Source organism: Micromonospora sp. DSM 43699 (genome assembly GCF_055517075.1).
Map to the genome: position 1 here is coordinate 1 of NZ_JBTMMT010000020.1, position 24473 is coordinate 24473.

The 24473-nt window shown below is 71.6% G+C and carries 23 protein-coding genes and 2 pseudogenes; 8 read left to right on the forward strand and 17 right to left on the reverse strand.

The window, feature by feature from the left end; genetic code table 11:
* Positions 1-4: 4 nt before the first annotated feature.
* The 4 genes from dapF to AC0AIB_RS13000 form a co-directional block, all read right to left on the reverse strand.
* Entirely contained in the window at positions 5-838 is an 834-nt protein-coding gene (gene dapF / locus AC0AIB_RS12985; protein ID WP_465096737.1) for a diaminopimelate epimerase, read from the reverse strand.
* A gap of 7 nt (positions 839-845) precedes the next feature.
* Positions 846-1784: a tRNA (adenosine(37)-N6)-dimethylallyltransferase MiaA gene (gene miaA / locus AC0AIB_RS12990; protein ID WP_442930836.1), complete on the reverse strand. Its 939-nt coding sequence runs from the start codon at positions 1782-1784 to the stop codon at positions 846-848.
* Positions 1754-2635 carry a class III extradiol ring-cleavage dioxygenase family protein gene (locus AC0AIB_RS12995; protein ID WP_465096761.1) on the reverse strand — a complete coding sequence of 294 codons (882 nt, stop codon included), beginning with the start codon at positions 2633-2635 and terminating at the stop codon, positions 1754-1756. Before AC0AIB_RS12995 ends, miaA begins: the two co-directional genes overlap by 31 nt.
* Before the next feature lie 102 nt (positions 2636-2737).
* Positions 2738-3187: a hypothetical protein gene (locus tag AC0AIB_RS13000; RefSeq protein WP_328338838.1), complete on the reverse strand. Its 450-nt coding sequence runs from the start codon at positions 3185-3187 to the stop codon at positions 2738-2740.
* A 253-nt stretch (positions 3188-3440) separates the two neighbouring features.
* Between AC0AIB_RS13000 and AC0AIB_RS13005 the strand changes: the two genes are divergently transcribed.
* The 3 genes from AC0AIB_RS13005 (at position 3441) to AC0AIB_RS13015 (ending at position 7284) form a co-directional block, all read left to right on the forward strand.
* On the forward strand, positions 3441-4649 hold the full coding sequence (locus AC0AIB_RS13005) for a DUF349 domain-containing protein (protein WP_328338840.1): 1209 nt from the start codon (positions 3441-3443) through the stop codon (positions 4647-4649).
* A 488-nt stretch (positions 4650-5137) separates the two neighbouring features.
* On the forward strand, positions 5138-6799 hold the full coding sequence (locus tag AC0AIB_RS13010; protein WP_465096738.1) for a cellulase family glycosylhydrolase: 1662 nt from the start codon (positions 5138-5140) through the stop codon (positions 6797-6799).
* 110 nt (positions 6800-6909) lie between these two features.
* On the forward strand, positions 6910-7284 hold the full coding sequence (locus AC0AIB_RS13015; RefSeq protein ID WP_328348882.1) for a pectate lyase family protein: 375 nt from the start codon (positions 6910-6912) through the stop codon (positions 7282-7284).
* Between the two features lie 85 nt (positions 7285-7369).
* Here AC0AIB_RS13015 and miaB read toward each other — a convergent pair whose 3' ends face one another.
* Positions 7370-8884 (reverse strand): tRNA (N6-isopentenyl adenosine(37)-C2)-methylthiotransferase MiaB, encoded by a 1515-nt coding sequence (gene miaB, locus AC0AIB_RS13020; RefSeq protein ID WP_328338844.1) that lies wholly within the window; start codon positions 8882-8884, stop codon positions 7370-7372.
* Between the two features lie 79 nt (positions 8885-8963).
* On the opposite strand from miaB, the gene AC0AIB_RS13025 reads away from it, so the two are divergent.
* Positions 8964-9191, forward strand: coding sequence for a DUF2277 family protein (locus AC0AIB_RS13025; RefSeq protein ID WP_328338846.1), 228 nt, complete (start codon positions 8964-8966; stop codon positions 9189-9191).
* Positions 9192-9296: 105 nt separating this feature from the next.
* Here the strand turns inward: AC0AIB_RS13025 and AC0AIB_RS13030 are convergent, their stop codons facing one another.
* Positions 9297-9776, reverse strand: coding sequence for a hypothetical protein (locus AC0AIB_RS13030; protein WP_328338848.1), 480 nt, complete (start codon positions 9774-9776; stop codon positions 9297-9299).
* Positions 9777-10075: 299 nt separating this feature from the next.
* Positions 10076-11065, reverse strand: coding sequence for a selenide, water dikinase SelD (selD, locus tag AC0AIB_RS13035; protein ID WP_328338850.1), 990 nt, complete (start codon positions 11063-11065; stop codon positions 10076-10078).
* Positions 11066-11263: 198 nt separating this feature from the next.
* Between selD and AC0AIB_RS13040 the strand changes: the two genes are divergently transcribed.
* Genes AC0AIB_RS13040 through AC0AIB_RS13055 form a run of 4 tightly spaced genes read left to right on the forward strand, consistent with a single transcriptional unit; the run spans position 11264 to position 14679 of the window.
* The gene (locus AC0AIB_RS13040; protein ID WP_328338852.1) at positions 11264-12019 is read left to right on the forward strand and encodes an amino acid ABC transporter ATP-binding protein; all 756 of its coding nucleotides are present in this window, start codon (positions 11264-11266) and stop codon (positions 12017-12019) included.
* Between the two features lie 57 nt (positions 12020-12076).
* Entirely contained in the window at positions 12077-12955 is an 879-nt protein-coding gene (locus AC0AIB_RS13045; RefSeq protein ID WP_328338854.1) for a glutamate ABC transporter substrate-binding protein, read from the forward strand.
* Between the two features lie 39 nt (positions 12956-12994).
* Positions 12995-13702, forward strand: a complete 708-nt coding sequence (locus tag AC0AIB_RS13050; protein WP_328338856.1) for an amino acid ABC transporter permease — start codon at positions 12995-12997, stop codon at positions 13700-13702.
* The gene (locus AC0AIB_RS13055; protein ID WP_465096739.1) at positions 13699-14679 is read left to right on the forward strand and encodes an amino acid ABC transporter permease; all 981 of its coding nucleotides are present in this window, start codon (positions 13699-13701) and stop codon (positions 14677-14679) included. The genes AC0AIB_RS13050 and AC0AIB_RS13055 overlap by 4 nt, the downstream gene beginning before the upstream one ends.
* A 103-nt stretch (positions 14680-14782) precedes the next feature.
* Here the strand turns inward: AC0AIB_RS13055 and rny are convergent, their stop codons facing one another.
* The 10 genes and pseudogenes from rny to AC0AIB_RS13105 all read right to left on the reverse strand — a co-directional run bounded on the left by rny (position 14783) and on the right by AC0AIB_RS13105 (position 24385).
* Positions 14783-16549: a ribonuclease Y gene (gene rny / locus AC0AIB_RS13060; RefSeq protein ID WP_328338860.1), complete on the reverse strand. Its 1767-nt coding sequence runs from the start codon at positions 16547-16549 to the stop codon at positions 14783-14785.
* A 1317-nt stretch (positions 16550-17866) separates the two neighbouring features.
* Positions 17867-18580 (reverse strand): 3-keto-5-aminohexanoate cleavage protein, encoded by a 714-nt coding sequence (locus AC0AIB_RS13065; RefSeq protein WP_465096740.1) that lies wholly within the window; start codon positions 18578-18580, stop codon positions 17867-17869.
* 6 nt (positions 18581-18586) lie between these two features.
* Positions 18587-19321 carry a regulatory protein RecX gene (locus tag AC0AIB_RS13070; protein WP_328338864.1) on the reverse strand — a complete coding sequence of 245 codons (735 nt, stop codon included), beginning with the start codon at positions 19319-19321 and terminating at the stop codon, positions 18587-18589.
* 14 nt (positions 19322-19335) lie between these two features.
* Complete coding sequence (locus AC0AIB_RS13075; protein ID WP_374102177.1) at positions 19336-19836, reverse strand: hypothetical protein; 501 nt, start codon at positions 19834-19836, stop codon at positions 19336-19338.
* A 171-nt stretch (positions 19837-20007) separates the two neighbouring features.
* Positions 20008-20622: pseudogene (locus tag AC0AIB_RS13080) on the reverse strand (LAGLIDADG endonuclease); the annotation flags it as partial.
* A pseudogene (gene recA, locus AC0AIB_RS13085) lies at positions 20623-21474 on the reverse strand (recombinase RecA); the annotation flags it as partial.
* Between the two features lie 184 nt (positions 21475-21658).
* On the reverse strand, positions 21659-21859 hold the full coding sequence (locus AC0AIB_RS13090; protein WP_091249479.1) for a DUF3046 domain-containing protein: 201 nt from the start codon (positions 21857-21859) through the stop codon (positions 21659-21661).
* Positions 21860-21863: 4 nt separating this feature from the next.
* Complete coding sequence (locus AC0AIB_RS13095; RefSeq protein ID WP_465096741.1) at positions 21864-23189, reverse strand: MFS transporter; 1326 nt, start codon at positions 23187-23189, stop codon at positions 21864-21866.
* Positions 23190-23330: 141 nt separating this feature from the next.
* Positions 23331-24032: a UdgX family uracil-DNA binding protein gene (locus AC0AIB_RS13100; protein WP_465096742.1), complete on the reverse strand. Its 702-nt coding sequence runs from the start codon at positions 24030-24032 to the stop codon at positions 23331-23333.
* 131 nt (positions 24033-24163) lie between these two features.
* On the reverse strand, positions 24164-24385 hold the full coding sequence (locus AC0AIB_RS13105; protein ID WP_091249470.1) for a helix-turn-helix transcriptional regulator: 222 nt from the start codon (positions 24383-24385) through the stop codon (positions 24164-24166).
* Positions 24386-24473 lie beyond the last annotated feature (88 nt).

Consider the following 24473-nt stretch of genomic DNA (forward strand, 5'->3'; position numbering starts at 1 on the left):
GTGGTCAGGGGAGGGAGAGGGTGCCGGTGGCGAGCAGGACGGCGGGGCCGGAGAGCCAGCAGGAGTCGGGCGTGACGGTGACCGTGAGGCGGCCACCGGGGACGTCGACGGTGACCGTGCCGGTGTCCCGGGCGGCGTCGCGCAGGGCCACGGCGGCGACCGCGCAGGCTCCGGTGCCGCAGGAGAGGGTCTCGGCCGAGCCGCGCTCGTAGACCCGCATCAGCACGTGGCCGTCGGCGCCGTCCACCGGGTCGCCCGGGGCGGTGAACTCGACGTTCACCCCGTGCGGGAAGACCCGGGGGTCGAACTCGGGCGCGCGGGTGAGGTCCAGGTCGGCCAGGTCGATACCGGTCGGCAGGGCGCAGACCAGGTGCGGGTTGCCGACGTCCACCGCCGCGCCGGGCAGGGTGAGCCCGCCCAGGACGGCGCGCGACGCGTCGTACAGCCGGGGGCGGCGCATCTCGACGGCGATGGTGTCGCCGTCGACCCGGGCCCGCACCAGGCCGGCGCGGGTGGCCACCGGCAGGATCCCGTCAGCCGGCGTGGCCAGCCCGGTGGCCAGCAGGTAGCGGACGAAGACCCGGGCCCCGTTGCCGCACATCTCGGCGGACGAGCCGTCGGAGTTCCAGTAGTCCATGAACCACTCGGCCGTGTCGGCGAGGGCGACCCCGTCCGGGTGCTTGGCCGCGCGTACCACCCGGAGCACGCCGTCGCCGCCGAGGCCGCGCCGCCTGTCACAGATCCCGGCGACCAGGCCGGGGGTCAGGTCGAGGGCGCCGTCCGGGTCGGGCAGGATGACGAAGTCGTTGCCGGTGCCATGGCCCTTGGTGAACTCCACGCCCCCATCATCGCCGATGCTCGCCGACCACCCGCAGCGCAGTGTCGACAAACGTCGGCGACGTCGGATCCAGCCAGTGGATCCGCTTGTCACGGCGGAACCAGGAGCGTTGCCGCCGGACGAACCGCCGGGTGGCCCGGATCGTCTCGTCATGCGCCTGCGCCTCGTCGGTCTCCCCGGCCAGGAAGCGCAGCACCTGCTGGTAGCCGAGCGCCCGGCTGGCCGTCCGCCCGTCGGCCAGGCCGTGCCCGCACAGCGCGCGGACCTCGGGGACCAGCCCGTCGGCCCACATCCGGTCGACCCGCCGGGCGACCCGCTCGTCCAGCAGCGCGGTGTCCAGGTCGACGCCGAGCTGCACCGCCGGGTAGTAGGGGGTCGGGTCGGGTAGGGAGGCGGTGAACGGCGCCCCGGTCAGCTCGATCACCTCCAGGGCCCGGACGATCCGTCGCCCGTTGCCGGGCAGGATGCCGGCCGCCGCCACCGGGTCGGCCCCGGCCAGCCGGGCGTACAGCGGGGCCGGACCGAGGTGCGCCAGCTCCGCCTCCAACCGTCCGCGTACCGCCGGGTCGGTGCCGGGGAACTCGAACTGCTCGAGCACCGCCCGCACGTACAGGCCGGAACCTCCGACCAGGAGCGGCACCCGCCCCCGGGCCAGGATGTCGTCGACCGCCGCGCGGGCCAGCCGCTGGTATTCGGCGACGCTGGCCGGCTCGGTGACCGGCCAGATGTCCAGCAGGTGGTGGGGCACGCCATCCCGCTCGGCCGGGGTGAGCTTGGCCGTGCCGATGTCCATGCCCCGGTAGAGCTGCATCGAGTCGGCGTTGACCACCTCACCGCCGAGGGCGTGCGCCAGGGCGATGCTCAGCGCCGACTTGCCCGCCGCGGTCGGCCCGACCACGGCGACGACCGGGCCGCTCACCGCGCCGCCCCGCCCGTCCGCACCCAGGAGGCCACCAGGTAGCCCACGCCGTAGGGTGCCGAGTGGTGACGCAGGTCGCCGCGCCAGTCGCCGCCGGCCGCGTGGACCGCGCCGGCCAGCACCTGCCAGGCCGGTCGGCCGGCGACGCGCAGCTGCGCCGACACCGCCGGGTCCAGGGCGAGCAGCGCGTCGGCGTCCGCGTCGGCCAGGGCCCGAGCCACCCCCTCGTCGTACGCCCCGGCGCGCGGATCGTCGTAGCCGGGCGACTTCGGGCCGTGGCAGGCCGACCCGTCCCCGAGCACCAGCAGGGCCCACGGCCCGTCCACCCCGAGCCCGGCGCCGACGGCGGCACACCGGTCGGCCGGCTCGTCCGGTGCGACGCTCACCATCCGCCAGGCGGTACGTGTCGGCGGCGCGACCCGGTCGACCAGCCAGGCCCCGACCAGGAGACTCAACGGCAGCCGGCGGTCACCGTCGACACCGCCCGACGACCCGACCGGCCCGTCTCCGTCCGGCGCCTCGAACCGCTCCTGCGCGGCCGGTGACTCGACCCGCTCTTCCCCGCTCGAAGATTCGGCCCGCGCTTCCCCGGCTGGTGCCTCGACCCGCTCCTGTGCGGCCGGTGACCAGGTGTCGAGGCGCACCGACAGGCGCAGGCCCCAGGGGGTGAAGCTGCCCTGGCAGGGCAGTCCCGGCTCGGTGGTGCGCCCGCCGGAGCCGACCAGCACGACGGTGCGCGCGCCGGTGGCGTAGAGGTCGGTGACGGCGGCGGCACAGGCGGCGCGCAGCTCCGCCAGCTCAGGCGCGGCGGCACCGGCCAGCTCGGGCACGATCAACGGCGGATGCGGGCAGACGGCCGCGGCGAGCAGGGGCACCAGGCAACGGTAGCGGCCCGGCACCGCCCGGCCCGCCTGCCCCGGCCGGTTCGTCGGCACCGCCCGGCCCGCCCGCACCGGCCGGTTCGTCGGCACCGTCGGTGGTCAGCCGGGTTGGCCGCCCCAACCTCCCTGGACCATGGTCTGGAACCGCCACTGCCCGCCGGTGCGGACCAGCAGGTCGGCGTAGCGCACCCGCTGCCGTTCGCCGTCGAGGGTGAACTCGGCCTCGGTGAGCACCACGGCCAGGCTGCGGGTGAGGAAGTACGGCGTGCGACGGCTCTCCATCCGCAGATCGCCACCGCCGCCGAGCACGCCGCCCATCATCTCCAGGTAGGCCGCCCGGTCGAGCTGACGGGCGGAACCCTCGCCGGCCGCGTCGTCGGTGACCGTGTTGAGCGGGAACATCGCCAGCTCGGCGGTGCCGGCCACGTCGCCCGCCTCGGCCAGCGCGTCGTAGTGGCGGAACCACTGGTCCAGCTCGGCGAGATCGGCGGTGTCGGGCACGAACCCGGGGTCGGCCGGGGGCGTCATCCGGGTGTGGGACTGGGTCATCCTGCTCCTCCTCGCCCGCCCGTCGTCCGGGCGGAAGCATCCTGTACGCCGTACGGTACAGCGTACGGCTGATTGCGACACTCCCCCCAGGGAGCCTGTGTGTGGGTGCTAGGACACCGTATGGTCACGGTCAGAGACAGGCGCTCGACGCGGACGGGGGCGGACCTGTGACAATGCCGGGAGCAAGTTGGCTGCGCCGTGGCGGCGATCGCGGGGGGTTTCCCGTCGACGCCGGGAGAACGAGGATGTGCACATGAGCGACTGGACTGCCTTCGGACGGGTGGACGCGGACGGCACCGTGTACGTGAAGACCAGCGAGGGTGAGCGGGTGGTCGGCTCCTGGCAGGCAGGCGCCCCCGAGGAGGGGTTGGCCCACTTCGCCCGCCGGTTCGCCGACCTGGTCACCGAGGTGGACCTGACCGAGGCGCGACTCAACTCGGGCGCCGCCGACGCGGGTGGCTCGCTGAGCACGGTCCGACGGATCCGTGCCTCGCTGGCCGAGGCGCACGTCGTCGGGGACATCGACGCCCTCGCCGCCCGGCTGGACAAACTCGCCGTCGTCGCCGAGGAGAAGGCCGGTGAGGCCCGCGCCGCCCGGGAGGCGGCCCGGGGTGAAGCGCTCGCCCGTAAGACCGCCCTGGTCGAGGAGGCCGAGACGCTGGCCGCCGAGTCGACCGGCTGGAAGACCGCCGGCGACCGGCTCAAGGAGATCCTCGACGAGTGGAAGACCATCCGTGGGGTCGACAAGAAGGCCGACGGTGAGCTGTGGAAGCGGTTCGCCGCCGCCCGGGACGGCTTCACCCGGCGTCGGGGCGCGCACTTCGCCTCCCTCGACCAGCAGCGCAAGCAGGCGCACACGGTCAAGGAGGAGCTGGTCGCCGAGGCCGAGAAGCTCTCCGACTCCACCGACTGGGTGGCGACCGCCAACCAGCTCAAGGAGCTGATGAACCAGTGGAAGGCCGCCCCACGCGCCGCCAAGGAGTCGGAGCAGAAGCTCTGGGAGCGGTTCCGTGCCGCCCAGGACGCCTTCTTCACCCGGCGCAGTGAGGTCTTCTCGGCCCGGGACAACGAGCAGCGGGCCAACCTGGAGCGCAAGCAGGCGCTGCTGGTCGAGGCCGAGGCGTTGGACGTCGACGGCGACCCGAAGGGCGCCCAGGCCAGGCTGCGCGACATCCAGGCCCAGTGGCACGAGGCCGGCCGGGTGCCCCGCGAGGCCGCCGCCAGCCTGGAGCGGCGACTGCGGGCGATCGACGACAAGGTACGCGAGGTGATGGACTCGGCCTGGCGGCGTACCACCAAGGAGGACAACCCGCTGCTCGCGCAGATGCGGACGCAGGTCGCCGAGGCCGAGGAGCGACTCTCCCGGGCCCAGGCCGCCGGGGACGCCCGTCGGGTCAAGGAGGCCGAGCAGGCGCTCGCCTCCAAGCGGCAGTTCCTCCAGCTCGCCGAACAGGCCGGCTGACCTCCACGCACCTCGGAAGCCCTCGCTCCCCACCTCGGGAGCGGGGGCTTCCCCACATCCCACCCCGACAAGATCGTGCTCGATCCTGGTTGTAGTGGCATTCCGATGCTGTGATGCCACTACAACCAGGAAACTGCGCGCGGACTGACGGCACGGCGCGGCGGTGGCACGACGTGACGCATCAGGCGGGCGGGGTGGGGCGGGGCGGGGAGCAGGTGGGGAGGGGAGCGGTTGACGCATCGAGGTCGGCTGATCAGAATGGGCGGCAGAGCCAGGTCGATCCCACCGGCGCCAGGGCACCGACGACGGACATCGTCGTCGGGAGTCGCCGGGGCACACGCAGCGAGTGGCCGCGTCCACGTGACCCGGCATGCCGCGCACTGTCCGCGTACCCCCAGCAAGGCGGGACGGGCGGCGGCGGCCGGCGTTCCCCTGGTTTTCCGCCCTGCGTCGCCGTGGCGACGTCGGGCATCCGAAGTGGAGCCCGTATGTACCGACCCCGCATTCTCGGCGCCGCGCTCACCGCGCTCGCCACCGCAGCGACCGGCGTGCTCGTCGCCGCCACCGTCGGCACCGCCCCGGCGTCCGCCGCCGGCACCGGCACCGGATACCTGCACACCAACGGCAACAAGATCGTCGACAGCACCGGCACGACGGTACGGCTGACCGGCATCAACTGGTTCGGCATGGAGACCGACAACCGGACGTTCCACGGTCTGTGGTCGAACAACCCATGGCGCGGGCAGCTCGACAAGATGGCCAGCCTGGGCTACAACACGCTGCGCGTCCCGTACTCGAACGACTCGGTGAAGCCGGGCGCGACGGCCAGCGGGATCAACGATTTCGTCAACCCGGACCTGGTCGGGCTCTCCCCGTTGCAGATTCTCGACAAGGTGATCAACTATGCCGGCAGCAAGGGCATGCGGGTCATCCTGGACCGACACCGGCCGACATCGGCCGGGCAGTCGCCGCTCTGGTACACCCCGACGGTCTCCGAGGCGACCTGGCTCAACGACTGGAAGATGCTGGCCCAGCGGTACGCCGGCAACACCACGGTGATCGGCGCGGACCTGCACAACGAGCCGCACGCCGAGGGCACCAACCCGGCCGCCACCGGTGCGTGCTGGGGCTGCGGCGACACCGCCCGGGACTGGCGGCTGGCCGCCGAGCGGGCCGGCAACGCCATCCTCGGGGTGCAGCCGAACTGGCTGATCTTCGTGGAGGGGGTGAGCTGCCCCAGCGGCGGCCTGTCGAACGTCTGGGACAACGACACCAGCAACGACGAGGACTGCGGCTGGTGGGGCGGCAACCTGTCCAAGGCCGGGCAGTTCCCGGTCCGGCTGAACGTGGCGAACCGGCTGGTCTACTCGCCGCACGAGTACGCCACGAGCGTCTACGAGCAGGAGTGGTTCAAGGCCGCCGACTTCCCGGCGAACCTGCCGGCGGTCTGGGACCGCTACTGGGGTTACCTCTACAAGCAGAACATCGCCCCGATCATGATGGGCGAGTTCGGCAGCACCCTGGCCGACCCCCGGGACAAGGTGTGGCTGGAGAAGTTGATGGCCTACACCGGCACCGGGGTCAACGGGATGTCCTTCACCTACTGGTCGTGGAACCCGAACTCGGGGGACACCGGGGGCATCGCGCTTGACGACTGGACCAACATCAACACCGCCAAGCAGGCGATCCTCCAGCCGTACCTGATCGCGCCGGTGGGTGGCGGGACCGACCCGACCGGCACCCCGACGCCGACGCCGACCACCACCGGTCCGACGCCGCCGCCGACCACCACCCCGCCGCCGCCGACCACGACGCCCCCGCCGACCACGACGCCGCCGCCGGCCGGTGGGTGCACCGCGACCTACAAGCAGGTCAGTGCGTGGCAGGGCGGCTTCCAGGGCGAGCTGACCGTCAAGAACACCAGCTCGTCGGCGGTCAACCCGTGGTCGGTGACCTGGGCCTGGCCGGCCGGGGTCACCCTGGTCAGCGGCTGGAACGCCACAGTCACCCAGTCCGGCACGACGGTGACCGCCGCCGGGCCGAGCTACGCACCGTCCCTGGCGGCGGGCGCGTCGGTCACCGTGGGCTTCACCGCCAACGGTACGGCCGCCGCCCCGGCCTCGGTGAAGCTCAAGGGCACCGCCTGCTGAGCCGAAACCGCTGGTAGTTCCGCAACCGGGTCGCCGGTCGACGTTCCGTCGGCCGGCGACCCGCTCGCCGGATCACCCATGCCGACCCGCTCGCCGGATCAGCCGTGCCGATGCGGGTGACCTACCACCACAACTGGTACGACGGCAGCAAGCAGCGCAACCCCCGGGTCCGTTTCGGCAACCCGGTGCACGTCTACAACAACTACTACTACAACAACGCCGGCTACGGGGTGGCCTCCACCATGAGCGCCGGCGTGCTCGTCGCGGGCAACTACTTCGAGAACGTCAGGGACACTTACCACCTCGGTGAGGCTGACTCCGGGCCGGGCAGCCTGGTGGCCCGCAACAACCACTTCGTCAACTCGCCGGCCGGGCAGACCGGCGGCAGCGTCGCCGGCATCCCGTACCCGTACACCCTGGACACCGCGAGCAGCGTGAAGTCCATCGTGACGGCGGGCGCCGGCGCGGGCCGCATCTCGGTCTGACCGCGCACCGGTCGGGGTCCGCCGTCGCGGCGGGCCCCGACCCGAGCCGGCCTTTCACCGGGCCGGCCGCCGCCGGCCCGAGGGGTCAGTGCGCGGCGCAGCCGGTCGTCGGCGCGGGCTGCGCGGCCGGCACACCCACAGTGGGCAACCCGAGCGACACCCCGGGGGTACGCGGGGCGCGGCCCGCCTCGGCGGCGTCACCGGCCCGGGTCCGGCGGTGGGCCAGCGGGGCGCCGTCGGCGTTGAGGTGGTGCGGGGCGGCGTACGTGATGGTGGTGTGCACGATGTCCCCCGGCCTGATCGCGCCGGGCTGGCCGGGCTGGCTGTTCGCGCCGGTGGCGAAGTGCACCAGGCGGCCGTCGCGGGCCCGGCCGGAGAGCCTGCCGGTGCGCTCGTCCTTGCGGCCCTCGCCGACGGCGACCAGCACCTCGACGGTCTCGCCGACCAGGCGCTTGTTCTCCGCCCAGGTGATCTCCTCGACCGTGGCGATCAGCCGCTCGTAGCGCTCCTGCACCACCTGCTTGGGCAGTTGGTCGGGCATCGTGGCGGCCGGGGTGCCGGGGCGCTTGGAGTACTGGAAGGTGAACGCCGAGGAGAACCGGGCCGCGCGCACCACGTCCAGCGTCTGCTGGAAGTCGGCCTCGGTCTCGCCGGGGAAACCGACGATGATGTCGGTGGTGATCGCCGCGTCCGGCATCGCCGCCCGGACCTTGTCGATGATGCCCAGGTAGCGCTCGGACCGGTACGACCGGCGCATCGCCTTCAGCACGTCGTCGGAGCCGGACTGCAACGGCATGTGCAGCGAGTGGCAGACGTTCGGGGTCTCGGCCATCGCGGCGATCACGTCGTCGGTGAAGTCCTTCGGGTGCGGGCTGGTGAACCGGACCCGCTCCAGCCCGTCGATGTCGCCGCAGGCGCGCAGCAGCTTGCCGAAGGCGTACCGGTCGCCGAACTCGACGCCGTAGGAGTTGACGTTCTGCCCGAGCAGGGTCACCTCCAGCACGCCCTCGGCGACCAGCGCCCGCACCTCGGCGAGGACGTCGCCGGGGCGGCGGTCCTTCTCCTTTCCGCGCAGCGAGGGCACGATGCAGAACGTGCAGGTGTTGTTGCAGCCCACCGAGATCGACACCCAACCGGCGTACGTCGACTCGCGCCGGGTGGGCAGGGTGGACGGGAAGACGTCGAGGGATTCGAGGATCTCCACCTCGGCGGCGGTGTTGTGCCGGGCCCGTTCCAACAGCACCGGCAGCGAGCCGATGTTGTGGGTGCCGAACACCACGTCCACCCAGGGTGCCTTGCGGACGATGTCGCCGCGGTCCTTCTGGGCCAGGCAGCCGCCGACGGCGATCTGCATCCCCGGGTGTCTGTCCTTCACGGGACGCAGGTGACCGAGGTTGCCGTAGAGCCGGTTGTCGGCGTTCTCCCGGACGGCGCAGGTGTTGAACACCACCACGTCCGGGTTGGCGTCGGCCTCGGCGAGCCGCACGTAACCTGCCTGTTCCAGCAGGCCGGAGATGCGCTCGGAGTCGTGCACGTTCATCTGGCAGCCGTAGGTGCGCACCTGGTAGGTGCGCGGGCTGCCCGCCGCTGCGGTAGTCATGACGTGCACAGCGTATCCGGGCCGACCGACCCGGGCCGACCGGGAAGACCCAGACGATCAACAACCTTATGGAGGAACCATGTGCCGGAGCATCAAGACCCTGCGTGAGCCGTACGTCCCGACGGTCACGCCGGCCGACATCGAGGCGGCGGCGTTGCAGTACGTCCGGAAGGTGTCCGGTTTCCGGGCCCCGGCCGCACACAACGCCGCGGCGTTCGAGGCGGCGGTGCAGGCGGTGACCGCCGCCACCGCGACCCTGCTGGACCAGTTGCAGGTCCGGGGCGCCCGCCCCACCCCCACCCCCTGAACCACCGCGCGGCGGAACCGGACGGCGAACCCGGCCGGGGCCGTCCGGCCCGGTGACGGAGCCGGGTGGGCGGCGCGGATGGCCGGGCCGGGTGGGCGGCGCGGGTCAGGCGGCTGCCAGGGCGGGGTTGACCGAGTCGGGCGCCCAGCGCGAACGGCAGCAGCGCGACCAGCCCCGGCAGGCCGGGTGGGCCAGCGTGCAGAGCCGGCGGGCGGACAGCACCTCGCCGTCGTCGGTCTCGGTGACCTCGAAGTGCACCGGGCGGATCGTGCCGCCCGGCGCGACCAGCAGGTGCCGGCCGGCGTCGAGGGTGTCGTCGGTCAGCAGGCAGTCCCGGTCGAGCAGCCGGGCCAGCGCGGCGATCGTGCGCAACTCGGGCAGCGACTCGGGTACGCCGTAACAGTCGACGATGGTGCCGAACTCCCCCGGGGTCTCCCAGACGTCGCAGATCACCGCGTATCGGGGCAGCCGGGCCGGATCGGCCACTGCCAGGGGCATCACCACCCGACCGAGCGCCTCGGCCAGGGCCGGGTACACCTCCACGGGTGCGGCCCGGTCGATTCTCCAGTTCCACAGCTCGGTCATGCCGCCTCCTCGCTGCGTTAGTCCCACCGGCCTCCGGATCGGGCCTTACTGACGATGGTGGGGGGCATATGACCGCAACCGGGGGCAAGTTACCGGTCTGTGACCATTCCGGGCAAAATTTCCTAGCTTGCCATTGCTGGGAGTGGCAGGAAGATGACAGTTTATCGGGTACGGTGCCCCGGGCGAGACAGCCGGCACGACGGCCCAGCCCACCCGGCGCGGCGACCGCAGCACGGCGCTCGGCACACCACGACGGCGCACGGCGATCGACGCACGACCGCCGCCGCGACCCCCGGCTGTCAGCGGACGACGACCATCGACTCACCCCGGGGCAGCAACTCGCCGATCACCGTGCCGCCGGGCACCTCGCCGGCGACCAGCAGCCCGCCGGAGGTCTGCGCGTCGGCGAGCAGCAGCCGGTCGGCCTCACCTGTCGACCCGAACCCGGTCCACGGGCGCACCCAGTCCAGGTTGCGGCGGGTGCCGCCGCTGACGTGCCCGTCCCGTACCGCCTCCCGGGCACCGGGCAGGTAGGGCACCCGGGCGGCGTCGATCGCCACCGTCAGCCCGCTCGCCCGGGCCAGCTTCGAGGCGTGCCCGAGCAGCCCGAAACCTGTCACGTCGGTGCCGCAGCGGATGCCGGCCGCGACGGCGGCGCGGGCGGCGTCCCGGTTGAGCGTGGTCATCGACACCACCGCCTCGGCGGAGACCACACCGGTGGCCTTGTGCCGGGTGTTCAGCACCCCGACGCCGAGCGGCTTGGTCAGCGACAGCGGCAGCCCGGCCCGGCCTGCGTCCAGGGTGATCAGCTCCTCGGGGCGGACCAGCCCGGTCACGGCGAGGCCGTACTTCGGGCCGTCGTCGTCGACGCTGTGCCCGCCGGCCAGGTGGCAGCCGGCCTCGCGGGCCACGTCCTGACCGCCGCGCAGCACCTCCCGGGCCAGCTCCAGCGGCAGCGTGTCCCGGGGCCAGCAGAGCAGGTTCAGCGCGACAAGCGGGGTGCCGCCCATGGCGTACACGTCCGACAGGGCGTTGGCGGCGGCGATCCGCCCCCAGTCGTAGGCGTCGTCGACGACCGGGGTGAAGAAGTCGGCGGTGGTGACCAGGCCGGTCCGTTCGTCCAGCCGGACCACAGCGGCGTCGTCGCCGTGGTCCAGGCCGACCAGCAGCTCGGCGGTGCCGGTGGCCGGGCCGAGACCGGCGACCATGGTCTCCAACTCCCCCGGTGGGATCTTGCAGGCGCAGCCGCCACCACGCGCGTACTCGGTCAGGCGGACCCGGTCGGTCATCCCCCCATGATCTCCGCCACCCCACCGGCCCGCCACCCGACGGACCCGACAGGCGACGGAATTCGGACGTCGGCGCACACCCGACACCGGTGTTACCTCTCCGTGACCCGTTGAGTTGCGATCCGCCACGTCGCCCCGCCTACAGTGGCCCAACACGGGGGTCGACCGACCCCGCTTTCCGGTACGACGACAGGGACGGTGGACGACGTGACGACCGGCGAACCGCTGATCGTGCTGGACGGGGTCAACAAGTGGTTCGGCCCACTGCACGTGCTGCACGACGTGTCACTCTCCGTCGGCAAGGGTGAGGTCGTCGTGGTGATCGGGCCGTCCGGCTCCGGCAAGTCGACGCTCTGCCGGGCGATCAACCGGCTGGAGCCGATCAACGACGGGACGATCACCTTCGACGGGCAGCCGCTGCCGGCCGAGGGTCGGGCGCTGGCGAAGCTGCGCAGCGAGGTCGGCATGGTCTTCCAGTCGTTCAACCTCTTCGCCCACAAGACCATCCTGGAGAACGTCACCCTCGGGCCGATCAAGGTCCGCAAGGAGAAGCCGGCCGCCGCCCGCGAGCGCGGCCTGGCCCTGCTCGACCGGGTCGGCATCGCCAACCAGGCCGACAAGTTCCCGGCCCAGCTCTCCGGCGGCCAGCAGCAGCGGGCCGCGATCGCCCGCGCGCTGGCCATGCAGCCCAAGGCGATGCTCTTCGACGAGCCGACCAGCGCGCTCGACCCGGAGATGGTCGGCGAGGTGCTGGACGTGATGACCTCGCTGGCCGGCGAGGGCATGACGATGGTGGTGGTGACCCACGAGATGGGCTTCGCCCGGCACGCCGCCAACCGGGTCATCTTCATGGCCGACGGGCAGCTCGTCGAGGACGCCCCGCCGACGGAGTTCTTCGCCAACCCGCGCAGCGAGCGGGCCCGGGACTTCCTCTCCAAGATCCTCACGCACTAGGCGTCCGTAGTGGAGCGCGCCGGCCCCCGGTGGGTTCCGACGAAGAAGGAGATCAGTATGCGTATGAAGCGCGTGGCGGCAGTCGCCGCGGCGGCTACTCTGGCGCTCGGTCTGGCCGCCTGCGGTGGCGACGACGCCGACGAGGGCACCGGTTCCGGCAGCAAGTCCTTCGCCGCCGGCAGCACCATGGAGAAGCTCAACAAGGCGCAGAAGATCAAGATCGGCACCAAGTTCGACCAGCCCGGCTTCGGCCAGAAGGGCCTGTCGGGCAAGCCGGAGGGCTTCGATGTCGAGGTCGCCAAGCTCATCGTCAAGGAGCTGGGCATCCCCGAGGACAAGATCGAGTACGTCGAGACGCCGTCGAAGGTCCGTGAGGACGTCATCGTCAACGGCACCGTCGACCTGGTCGCGGCGACCTACACGATCAACGACAAGCGCAAGGAGCGGATCGCCTTCGCGGGCCCGTACTACGAGGCCGGCCAGAACATCCTGGTCAAGAAGGACGACAGCACCATCACCGGCCCGGACTCCTTCAAGGACGGCACCAAGAAGGTCTGCTCGGTGACCGGCTCCACGCCGGCCGAGGAGATCAAGAAGCACGTCAAGGACGTCGGCACCCAGCTGGTGCTCTTCGACACCTACGACAAGTGCCGCGACGCCCTCAAGGGCGGCCAGGTCGACGCCGTCACCACGGACAACGTGATCCTGCTCGGTTACATCGCCAAGGACGAGGCGTCGTTCAAGCTGGCCGGCGAGAACTTCACCAAGGAGCCGTACGGCATCGGGGTGAAGAAGGAGGACAACGACTTCCGCACGTTCATCAACGACACGCTGGAGAAGGCGTTCAACGACGGCAGCTGGAAGAAGGCGTGGGACGACACCGCCGGCAAGTTCGGCGCGGAGCTGGGCAGCGCGCCCACCGTCAACCGTTACTGATCTGACCTCGATCTGGAGGGTGGGGAGGAACACCGGCCCGTGAGTGTGCTCATCGACAAGTTCGACGTCTTCGCGGGTGGTTTCTGGCTCACCCTCCAGATCTGCGTACTCGCCGCGATCGGCGCCCTGATCCTGGGCGCCGTCATGGCGGTGCTACGCATCTCGCCGGTGCCACCGCTGCGCGCCGTCGGCACCGCCTACGTGAACATCTTCCGGAACATGCCGCTGACCGTGGTGATGTTCTTCGCCGCCTTCGGTCTGCCGGCGCTCGGCTCCAACGCCGACTTCCTGCGGATCCCCGTGCTGGACTCGCTCTTCACCCGGCTCGGCACCGACCTGCCGTACTTCCGCTTCGCACTGATCGCCCTGGTGCTCTACACCGCCGCCTTCGTCTGCGAGGCACTGCGTTCCGGGGTGAACGCGGTGCCCGCCGGTCAGGCCGAGGCGGCCCGCTCGCTCGGCCTGACCTTCGGTCAGAACCTGCGGCACGTGGTGCTGCCGCAGTCCTGGAAGGCCTCGGTGGTGCCGCTCGGGTCGGTGATCATCGCGATGATCAAGAACTCGGCGCTGATCGGCTTCTTCGGCGTGGTCGGCGACCTCTCCCAGAGTGCCGACCAGCTCACCTCCGCCGAGGGCTACGCCTTCATCCCGGTCGCCATCGGCATCTCGATCGGCTACCTGATCATGACCGTGCCGCTCGGCGCCCTGCTCGACCGGCTGGAGAAGCGACAGGCGGTGGCTCGATGAGTCAGCAGACCAGCGTCCTGTACGACGTACCCGGCCCCCGCCAACGGCGGATCACCCTGATCAGCAGCATCGTCGCCACCGTGCTGCTGGCCGTCGGGGCGTACTTCCTGATCTACCGCCCGCTGGACGACAAGGGCCAGTTCTCGATGGAGCTGTGGGGTCCGCTTGTCGACCCCTCCAACGAGAACTTCTCCCAGGTGTGGGACCGGATCGGCCTCGGCCTCAAGAACACCCTGACCGCCGCCGCGCTGGCCATCGTCGCCTCGCTGGTGGTCGGCACCCTGCTCGGAGTGCTGCGGATCCAGCTCAAGAGCCTGACCCGGCGGCGCTTCACCGGGCTGGCCACCCCGCTGGCCTACCTGCTGCGCGGGCTCAGCGCCGTGCTCTCGGCGGTCACCCGGGTCTGCGTCGAGGTGTTCCGGGGCCTGCCGGTGGTGCTCACCATCTTCTTCGTGGCCCGGGGCTTCCCCGAGTTCGGCATCTCCTTCGACACGCTGTGGTATTTGGTCATCGGCCTGACCGTCTACAACTCCGTGGTCATCGCCGAGATCCTCCGCTCCGGCATGGAGGGGCTACCCGGCGGGCAGGCCGAGGCCGCCGCCGCGATCGGCCTCTCCCCCGCGCAGACCACCCGGATGATCCTGCTCCCCCAGGCGTTCCGGATCATGCTGCCGGCGCTGATCAGCCAGCTCGTCGTGGTGCTCAAGGACACCTCGCTGGGCTTCATCATCAGCTACGAGGAAACCCTCAACATCGGCAAGCAGATCATCGGCGTACTGGACAACCCGATCCAGGTCTACGTGGTGATCGCCGCCATCTTCATCCTGGTCAACTACTCGCTGTCGAAGCTGGCCCAGTACGTCCAGCGCCGACTCTCCCGGGGCCGCAAGTCGGCCGGCACCCCGGCCCCGCAAGCTCCGGCCACCGCGCTCGTCTCCCAGGCCGGAGGCGGCGGAGGCGGCGCAGCCGGTAACTGATCAGCACCCTGCGCGGCACGAGGGCCGGTCCGGAACTCCGGACCGGCCCTCGTCACGTCGTACGGTGGTCAGCGCTCGTCGCGTCTCCCGCGCCCCGGACCGGTCAACGGGCGATCTCGGTGACCCGGGACTCGCGGACCACTGTCACCCGGATCTGCCCCGGGTAGGTCAACTCCTCCTCGATCTGCTTGGCCACGTCCCGCGCGAGGACCGCCGCGCCGATGTCGTCGACGTCGTCCGGCTTGACCATCACCCGGATCTCCCGGCCCGCCTGCATGGCGAAGACCTTCTCCACGCCGATCTTGCCGGCCGCGATCTCCTCGATCCGCTCCAGCCGCTTGACGTACGCCTCCAGGCTCTCCCGCCGGGCCCCGGGCCGACCGCCCGAGCAGGCGTCGGACGCCTGGGTGAGGACCGCCTCGATGGTCTGCGGCGGCACTTCGTTGTGGTGCGCCTCGATGGCGTGCACCACGTCCTCGCTCTCGCCGTACTTGCGGGCCAGGTCGGCGCCGATGATGGCGTGGCTGCCCTCCACCTCGTGGGTGAGCGCCTTGCCGATGTCGTGCAGGAACGCCGACCGCTTTATCGTCGGCACGTCCAGCCGCAGCTCGGCGGCCATGATCCCGGCGATGTGCGCGGTCTCCACCAGGTGCTTGAGCACGTTCTGCCCGTACGACGTGCGGTAGCGCAGCCGACCGAGCAGGGTGACCAGCTCGGGGTGGATCTCGGTGATGCCCACCTCCACCAGCGCGTCCTCGGCGGCCCGGTGGCACAGCTCCTCCACCTCCTGCCGGGCCAGGTCGTGCACCTCCTCGATCCGGTGCGGATGGATCCGGCCGTCGAGGACCAACTTCTCCAGGGTGAGCCGGCCGACCTCGCGGCGCACCGGGTCGAAGCAGGAGAGCAGCACCGCCTCCGGGGTGTCGTCGATGATCAGGTTGACCCCGGTCACCGACTCGAAGGCGCGGATGTTGCGCCCCTCCCGGCCGATGATCCGCCCCTTCATCTCGTCCCCCGGCAGGTGCAGCACGCTTACCACGCTCTCCGCGGTCTGCTCGCTGGCCACCCGCTGGATGGCGTCCACCACGATGTGCCGGGCGCGCTGCTCGGCGGTGTTGCGGGCGTCGGACTCGATGTCCCGCACCAGCAGCGCCGCCTCCCGCTTCGCCTGGGTCTCGATCACCTCGATCAGCTCCGTGCGGGCCGAATCGGCGGTCAGCCCGGCGACGCGTTCCAACTCCCGACGCCGCTGCTCCTCGGCCACCGTCAGCGCCGCCTCCCGGGCGCTGATCGCCGCCTCCCGCTCGGCCAACGCGGCGCTGGCGGCGGTGAGCTGCCGCTCGCGTTCGGCCAGCCGCTCCACCTCCTCGGTGTGCAGCCGCTCCCGCTCGTCCATCCGGGCGGCCCGGCGTTCCACCTCGGCCGCCTGCTCCCGCGTCGTGGCGGCGAGCACCGCCACCTCACGCTCACCGCTGCGCCGGGCGCTGGCGCGCAACTGCTCGGCGTCCGCCTCGGCCTGCTTGTGGGCGCGCTCCAGGACGGTGTCCGCCTCGGCCCGGGCGTCGTCGAGGACCCGCCGGGCCTCCGCCCGGGCCGACTTCGCCTCCGCCTTGGCCCCGGCCGCCTCGGCACGGGCCGCCGAGGCGGCGGACTTCGCCACGTCGATGGTGCTGTTCACCTCGTCGGCGGCGGTCCGCAACGCGGCAAGCGACTGTTCCTGACGGTCCTTCTCGGCGATAAAGGCGGGGTCCTCCGGGGCCGGGGCGGCACCGATGCGGCGCAACGCCCGGACGCCGATCAGGACGGCACCGACCACCACCAGGGCGAGGACCCCGACGACGACCAGGAGCACCACGTCGAAGGTGTTCATGCCGATGTCCCGTCACCAGGGCCGGTGGGCCGCCACACCGCGTCGGCGCACCCGCGCTCGCCACCGCCTCCTGGGGACCCCCGGTCCCTGTGCCGACCCACCATGGTCGTGCCTCCCCAAACGTCTACGCCGCAGGGGAACCGTGCCGATGGGCACGCACCTCTGCGGCTCTGGACGCCCGACCGAGCGGCTGGCCGTGGGGATAGCTCTCCGTCGGCGGTGCCCATGCGGCATCGCCGACAGCCGGGTGCAGTTGTCGGGTCGGCTCCGGACCGGCTGTCCGGAACGACCGTCAAGGCCGGTGGAGCTGGCCAAAGTGATGCGGTTCTGTTACGAGATCTATGTTGTGCGCTTAGCCTGCGCTGGTCGGGCAAAGTGAGCCTGTATGGCGAGGCTAGGTCTCGGAAGGCCGATCGGTCAAGAACTCATGATCAAACCCCCCGAACGGAGAGAGTTGGCAACGTCACCCATTGGTGATGCAAGTCCGGACACGAGACCACAAACCTCCCAGCGGTACGCCCCACCGATCACCCTCCGGACCAGACCGCTCCCCGCAACCCCGACCGTCCCCCCGCCCCGCCCCCACTCGCCTGCGCCTGCGCCTACGCCTACGCCTACGCCTACGCCTACGCCTACAAGATCGCATTATTCCCTGGTTGTAGTGGCCTCGAACGTTCCTGGTTGTAGTGGCCTCGAACGCGACGGATACCACTACAACCAGGTCAACACCGTTGCGTTAGGTGGAACGGCTGTTCGTCAACCAGCGCTGCCTCGCCGATCATGGAGTTGTGGTGGGTAACAGAACGCCCGCAAAGCCCCCAAAGTCGGCACCACCACTCCATGATCGCCAAGCGGGCCGCCCACCCCGCTCCCCGATCGGGCACTTCCTGTCCCGGGTTTACCAGCCGCCCACGGCGTTGACGCAACGGTGTTGACAACCAGGATCGAGCACAATCTTGCGGGTGCCACCCGATCCGGAGCGGATGAGATCGGACGACGACCGCGGAGAGCCGGACAGGGGGACAGAGGGGACAGAGGGGACAGAGGGGACAGAGGGGGACAGGGGGAACCGCAGCATGAGCCGGTGGGGCCGGTCCCTTCACTCCCGTTACCCGGCTTGTTCCTCCTGTTGCCCGGCCTATTACTCCCGTTGCCCAGCCTCCGCCCCTGCTGCTCCACCCAGCCAGGCACGTTGCCCAGCCCCGCCCCCGCTGCTCCACCGAGCCAGGAGTGAAGGGCCAGGCAACAGGGGCGAGGAGCCGGGCGGAATCGGCGGGCCAAGCGGGATCAGGCAGGGTCAGCGGGATCAGGCAGGGATCAGGTGGTGCCCAGGGCGTGGGCGTGTGCCACCAGGGCGGCGTTGTCGGGGGCCGGTGCACCGTCCGGGAGGTGGAGGGTGTCCTCCAGGCCGATCCGGGTGTCCAGACCCCGGCGTACCGCGTCGAGGAGCACCGGCCAGGTGGCGGGTCCTTCGCCGTGCAGCAGCACCGGAGGACCGCCGGGGGCGAGAGCGGCGAGGGTGGCGAGCATGTCGGCGGCGTCGGCCAGCGCCTGGTCCGGATCGTCGGCCAGGCACTCGACCAGGAGCCGACCGGCCGGCACCCGCCAGCGTCGCCAGGCCCGGCCCGCGTCCACCGTCCAGAGGCCGGCCTCGACCAGCACGCCGCGCTCGTGCAGGGCCGCCGCGACCGCCTCGGCACCGTCCTCGTGCGCGTTGACCGAGGCGAAGTCGGGCAGCACCGACCAGGCGCGTACGGCGGCGACCCGGGCGGTCGGGTCGGGCGCGATCCACGCCCCGGTGCTCACCCCCACCGGCAGGCCGGGCCGGGCGGCGCGGATGGCGGTCACCGCGTCGGCGATCACCAGCGGCGACAGCGACTCGACCCCCTCGGCGTCCCGGGGGTGTACGTGCACCGCCGCCACCCCCAGCGCCGCACAGCGGACCGCGTCGGCGGCCAGCTCGGCGGCGGTCAACGGCACGGCGGGGTGCTCGGCACGCGAACGGGTGCCGTTGAGGGACGCCTTCCACACGCCCGGTCAGCCCCGCTCGCCCTCGGCCTCGGCCAGCGCGTCGGCGTCGATCTGCTCGGCGAACTCGGCGGCCTCGGCGCTCTGGGCGGCCAGCGCGTCCTTCACCGCCCGGATCGCCACCCCGGGTGGGTAGCCCTTGCGGGCGAGCATGCCGACCAGCCGCCGGAACACCGCGTCGGGTTCGCCCCGGGCGGTCCGTAGTTTCCGGTCGACCAGGGCACGGGCGGTGGCCGCCTCGGTCTCCTCGTCCAACTCGCCGAGGGCCTCGCTTGCCACTTCGCCGTCCACACCACGCTGACGCAGCTCGTTGGCGAGCGCCCGGCGGGCCAGACCGCGACCGTTGTGCCGGCTGGAGACCCAGGCGCGGGCGAAGGCGGCGTCGTCGATGATGCCGACCTCGTCGTAGCGGTCGAGCACCTGAGCGGACACCTCGTCGGAGATGCCCTTCTTGGCCAACGCCCCGGCCAGCTCGGCCCGGGTACGCGGACGCACCGCGAGCTGCCGCAGGCAGATCTCCCGGGCCAGCTCGCCCTCGTCGCGGGGCGTCGACTCGACCGGGGTCGACTCGGCCCCGTCGGGCCGCCCCCGGCGACCCCGCCGGGAGCTGGTGCCTTCGGCCCAGGGCGGGCCGTCGGCGGTGCCGGCCGGGTCGTGGGCATCGGCCCGGGATGAGTGGTCGGTACCCGCGCGGGGAGGGGCGGCATCCCAGCCCCGCCCCGTGCGGGCGCGTCGTCCTGCCATCCGACCGCTACCGGTCAGAAGTCGACAGGCGGCAGCTCGGGGCCACCGGCGGCATCACTCGCGCCGACCCCGACGCCGAGCTTCTCCAGGATCTTCTTCTCGATCTCGGCGGCCACGTCCGGGTTCTCCTTGAGGAACTCCCGGGCCTTCTCCTTGCCCTGGCCGAGCTGGTCACCGTCGTAGGTGTACCAGGCACCGGACTTGCGGATGATCGCCTGCTCCACGCCGACGTCGATCAGCGAGCCCTCGCGGGAGATGCCCTTGCCGTACATGATGTCGAACTCGGCCTGCTTGAACGGCGCGGCGACCTTGTTCTTGACGACCTTGACCCGGGTGCGGTTACCGACCACGTCGGTGCCGTCCTTGAGGCTCTCGATGCGGCGCACGTCGAGCCGGACCGAGGCGTAGAACTTCAGCGCCCGACCACCGGTGGTCGTCTCGGGGCTGTTGTGCACCATGACCCCGTCGACGAAGTAGTTGTGGTTGCCCTCGACCTCGATGTCGAACCGGTTCATCGAGCGGGTCCGAGGCTTGACGTGCACGTCGATGATCCGCGCCGGCACCGGGGTGAGCTCCACTGAGGCGAACTGCGGCTCGACCGCGCACTGCCCCCGGAACCGCGGCAGCAGCTTCGACTCCATCGCCGCCGGCACGTACGGCGCAACCAACTCCTGGAACCGGGCGGACGACGCCGTGGTGAAGATGATCGACGCGGTCCCCCGGGCACCCCGGGCAACCAGCTTCACCTCCATGCCGTACGCGTCGCGCAGGTGCTCGACCAGCCGATCACGGCTGCCCTCCGCCATCGCCTCCACGCAGATCTCGATCCGCCCGGAGCCACCGGCGGTACGCTCCTGCACACCCTTGGAGCGGACGGTGAAGCACCCGTCGTCCATGTACCACACCGCGAGGGCCAGCGGGGTCAGGGCCTTGAGGTAGTCCCAGCTGAGGTGCTTCCTGCCGTCGCCCAGGTAGACCGCGCGACGCAGCTCGTCCAACTCGGGCAGCGGCGTGAAGTCGACGAACGCAGCGCCACGATCATCGGTGCGGCGGGAGTGGGTGATGTTGCCGAGCAGGGACGCCTTCCAGTCGAGATAGTCGACCTGCGCCGCGCCGTGCCCGAGGCGGAACCGGACACCAGAGCGGTCTGCCCGGTTGGGCGAGAGGGCACCGTCACCCATCAGGGAACCGAGCACGACCTGCCACTGCTGCTCACTCAGCCGCCGCGGCTCAGCCAGCATGACCCGGTCACCGGCGATCAACTCGCCAGCCTCCCGCCAACCGCCGGGCGTACGAATCATGTGATTGGCGGTGGCGGCGAACTGTGCGCGGCCATTGCCGCCCGACTTCGCCACGGTGAACTGGAGGAACTGCTCGGCAGGGCCGTTGTTGAACCAGTTGGTGATCCGCTTCGGCTCCACCCGGTCGGTTTCCGGGTTGTAGGAGAGAACCTCGACGTCCATCCGCTGATTGACGATCTTGCCGATCTTCTCCTGGGTGCCGTCGGCCAGGGTCACCCTGGTCGAGTACGACATACATCCGAACATGACGCCGATCTTCTCGCGGAGCTGGTTGATGAAGATCGCCGTGGTGCCGGTGTTGTTGAGCACGCCGGTGATCTTCCGCAGCGCCTGGCTCATCAGCCGGGCCTGGAGACCGACGTGGCTGTCGCCCATCTCGCCCTCGATCTCGGCGCGCGGCACCAGGGCCGCCACCGAGTCGATCACGATGATGTCGATCGCGCCGGAGCGGACCAGCATGTCGACGATCTCCAGCGCCTGCTCACCGGTGTCCGGCTGGGAGACCAGCAGGGCGTCGGTGTCGACGCCGAGCGCCTTCGCGTAGTCGGGGTCGAGCGCGTGCTCGGCGTCGACGAAGGCGGCGATGCCGCCGGCCCGCTGGGCGTTGGCCACCGCGTGCAGGGCGACCGTGGTCTTACCGCTGGACTCGGGGCCGTAGATCTCGACGACCCGGCCCCGGGGCAGGCCACCCACCCCGAGCGCCACGTCGAGCGCGATGGAGCCGGTCGTGATCACCGACGTCTGGACGACCGGGCGCTCGCCCAGCCGCATCACCGACCCCTTGCCGAACTGCTTGTCGATCTGAGCGAGAGCAAGGTCGAGTGCCTTCTCCCGGTCGGGCCCTGCGGCCATGTTTGCCACTCCTGCCTTCGCCGGCGTCTTTCCTGAGCTTCGCGTCACGCGGACACGCTAGGCGCTGGGTCCGACAGAAAACCAGCCGACGGGCCGTGAGCTGTGGACGAGCACCCCGCTGTGGACAATAGCCGAACAGGTGTACGAGTCGGCAAGCGACACGCGGAAGTGCCGGAACGGCAGCTCAACGTAGCCGGGCGGGCACCCGGTCGGGGTACGCGGCGACCACCGCCCGCCACACGACGTGGGTCTGCTCACCGGCGGCGAGCGCCTGCGTGATGGTCCGCCCGTCGAGTTGGGAGAGCACCTGGTCGCTGGCGATGCTGGCCGCGTAGCCCGGCCCGAACGCCTCGTCCAGCCGGGTCCAGAAGTCGGTCAGCCGCACGTGATCACTCCTCCTCGTCGGGTGCCGTCGGCGGCACCCGACGCAACGCTAGCGCCACCAGCGGCACCACCGCGATCGCCGCCAGCAGGGTGAGCGTCGGATAGCCCGCCACCCGCATGACGAACCCGCTGGCCGCCGCAGCGCCCGCCCCGGCCAGCCCCATCGTCAGGTCGGACAGCCCCTGCACGCTGGGGCGTACCCCGGCCGGCACCGCCTCGGACAGCAACGTCGAGCCGGCCACCATGGTCGCCGACCAGCCCAGCCCGAGCAGGGCCAGGCCGACCGAGAGGCGCGGCGTGTGGTGCCCGGCGGTGCCGGCCACCGCGCAGGCGGCCAGCAACATGCCGACCCCACCGAGGATCACCGCGCGTCGGCCCAGCCGGTCGGTGAGCCAGCCCACCACCGGGGAGAACGCGTACATGCCGGCGATGTGCAGGCTCAGCACGATGCCGACGACCCGCAGCACGTCCGCGTCGGAGTGCGACTCGCCGAGGCGTACCGGGGTCATCGCCATCACCGCGACCATCACCAGGTGGCCGACCGCGACGGCGGCGATGCCCAGCCGGGCGGCCGGTCGCCGGCGTACCACCCGCCAGGCCGCCCGCATGCCGACCCGCCGCGCGCCCGGCGCGGTGTCCGTCACCGGCGACGCGGCGGTCCCGGCCACCGGCGGTGTCCCGGCGTCGGCCGCCGCGAGCCGCCGCGCGGTGAGCAGCGGATCCGGCCGCAACAACAGCAGCAGTACGACCGCAGCCAGGCCGAACGCGACGGCGCTGAACGCGAACGGGCCGGACAGCGACGGCAGGCCCCAGCCCCGGGTGACCCCGTCGGCGAGCGCGGCGAAGTTGGGTGCCGCCACCGAGCCGATGGTGGTGGCCCAGACGACCAGGGAGAGTTGCCGGCCCCGGCGGGCCGGCTCGGCGAGGTCCACCGCCGTGTAGCGGGCCTGGAGGTTGGCCGCCGTGCCGCCGCCGAACAGCAGCATCCCCAGGAAGAGCAGCGGCACCCCACCGGTGACCGTGGCGAGCACCACCAGCAGTGCCCCGACCGCCCCGACCAGGTACGCCACCACCAGCCCCGGGCGACGCCCGTGCCCGTTCATGATCCGGGTGACCGGTACGGCGAGCAGCGCCGCGCCGACCACCCCGCAACTCTGCGCCAGCCCGGCCACGGCGGTGCCGGCGACCCGGGCCGCCAGCAGCGCCCCGACCGAGATCCCGATGGCCACCCCGACCCCACCGATGATCTGCGTGACGAAGAGCAGGCGCAGCGTGCGCCGCTGGATCGGGGCGACGTCGGGCCGGGCTGGCGCGCGCAGGTCGACGGTCATCGCAGGCTCCTGGTTCGGGGGGCCCATCGTCGCGCACCCGGCAGCCTGCCCGCACCGGGGTTACCGGTCGGCGCGCGGCAGGGTGTGGTCGGGAACGCCCCGTCCCGTTCCCCGTGCCGCCGTGCCGGGACCCGCACCCGGTCAGCCGGCCAGGGCGCGGGCGGCCACGGTGAGGTCGTCGACCAGCCCTCGGTAGGCGACGTCCTGGTTGTCGGCGCGCAGCACCGCCGACGGGTGGATGGTGGCCAGCATCCGGGCGACCGGCGCGTCGGCGACCGCACCGGCGTTGTCCACGGGTACCCGGGTGAAGTCCTCCGGGTGCTCGGCGGCGGCCGGCCAGGGCAGCAGCTCACCGCGCTGCCGGGTGACCCGGAACGCCGGGCCGAGCAGGGCCTTCGCCGCCGTCGCCCCGAGCACCACCACCAGTTCGGGGCGGAGCCGGGCGAACTCGGCGACCAGCCACGGCCGGCAGGCGACGATGTGCTCCCGGTCCGGGGTCTGGTGGATGCGCCGCCGGCCGCGCAGCTCGTGTCGGAAGTGCTTCACCGCGTTGGTGATGTAGAGCTGGGCGGGGTCGAGACCGGCGTCGTCGACCGCCCGGCGCAGCAGCCGGCCGGCGGGGCCGACGAACGGCAGCCCCTTCTGGTCCTCCAGGTCGCCGGGCTGCTCACCGACGAAGACCACCCGGGCGCGTTCGTCGCCCCGGCCGAAGACTGTCTGGGTGGCGTCCCGGTACAGCTCGCAGCCCCGGCAGCCGGTGGCGGCGGTACGCAGCTCGGCAAGTGTGCCGGCCTGTGGCGGGATGAACTGCTGGGCACCGGGTGCGTCGGTCTGCTCGGCCATGGCGACTGTTCTACCCGGTCCCACGAGACACCCCACAAGGGACCCGCCGGTCCTCTTCCCACCCAGGAGCATCAGGCGTGGCCGGCGACCCCGCCTCCGGAGACGCGCTGGCCGGTTGCCGGATTGTCCGGTTACAGCTTCTCGTTCACCTCAAGCAGGTGAGGTCGCTTCTCGACGATCCACGCCTCTACATCGGACTTCAACCAGATCTGACCCATCTTGAGAACAGCCGCCGGAGGCGGGAAGTCCCTGCGGCTGATCAGGATGTAGGTGCGCTGCCTTGAGACTCCCAGGCGTTCCTGGATCTCGGCAGCTCCCCAGACCTCAAGCTGCGTGCCTCTGAGCAGTGCCATAGCGGAAAGCGTAGGTCCGATTTAGGTTGTTATGAGTAATACTATATTGCTTATATAGCTCCAATTGAGTTGGGTTATAGTTGGACGG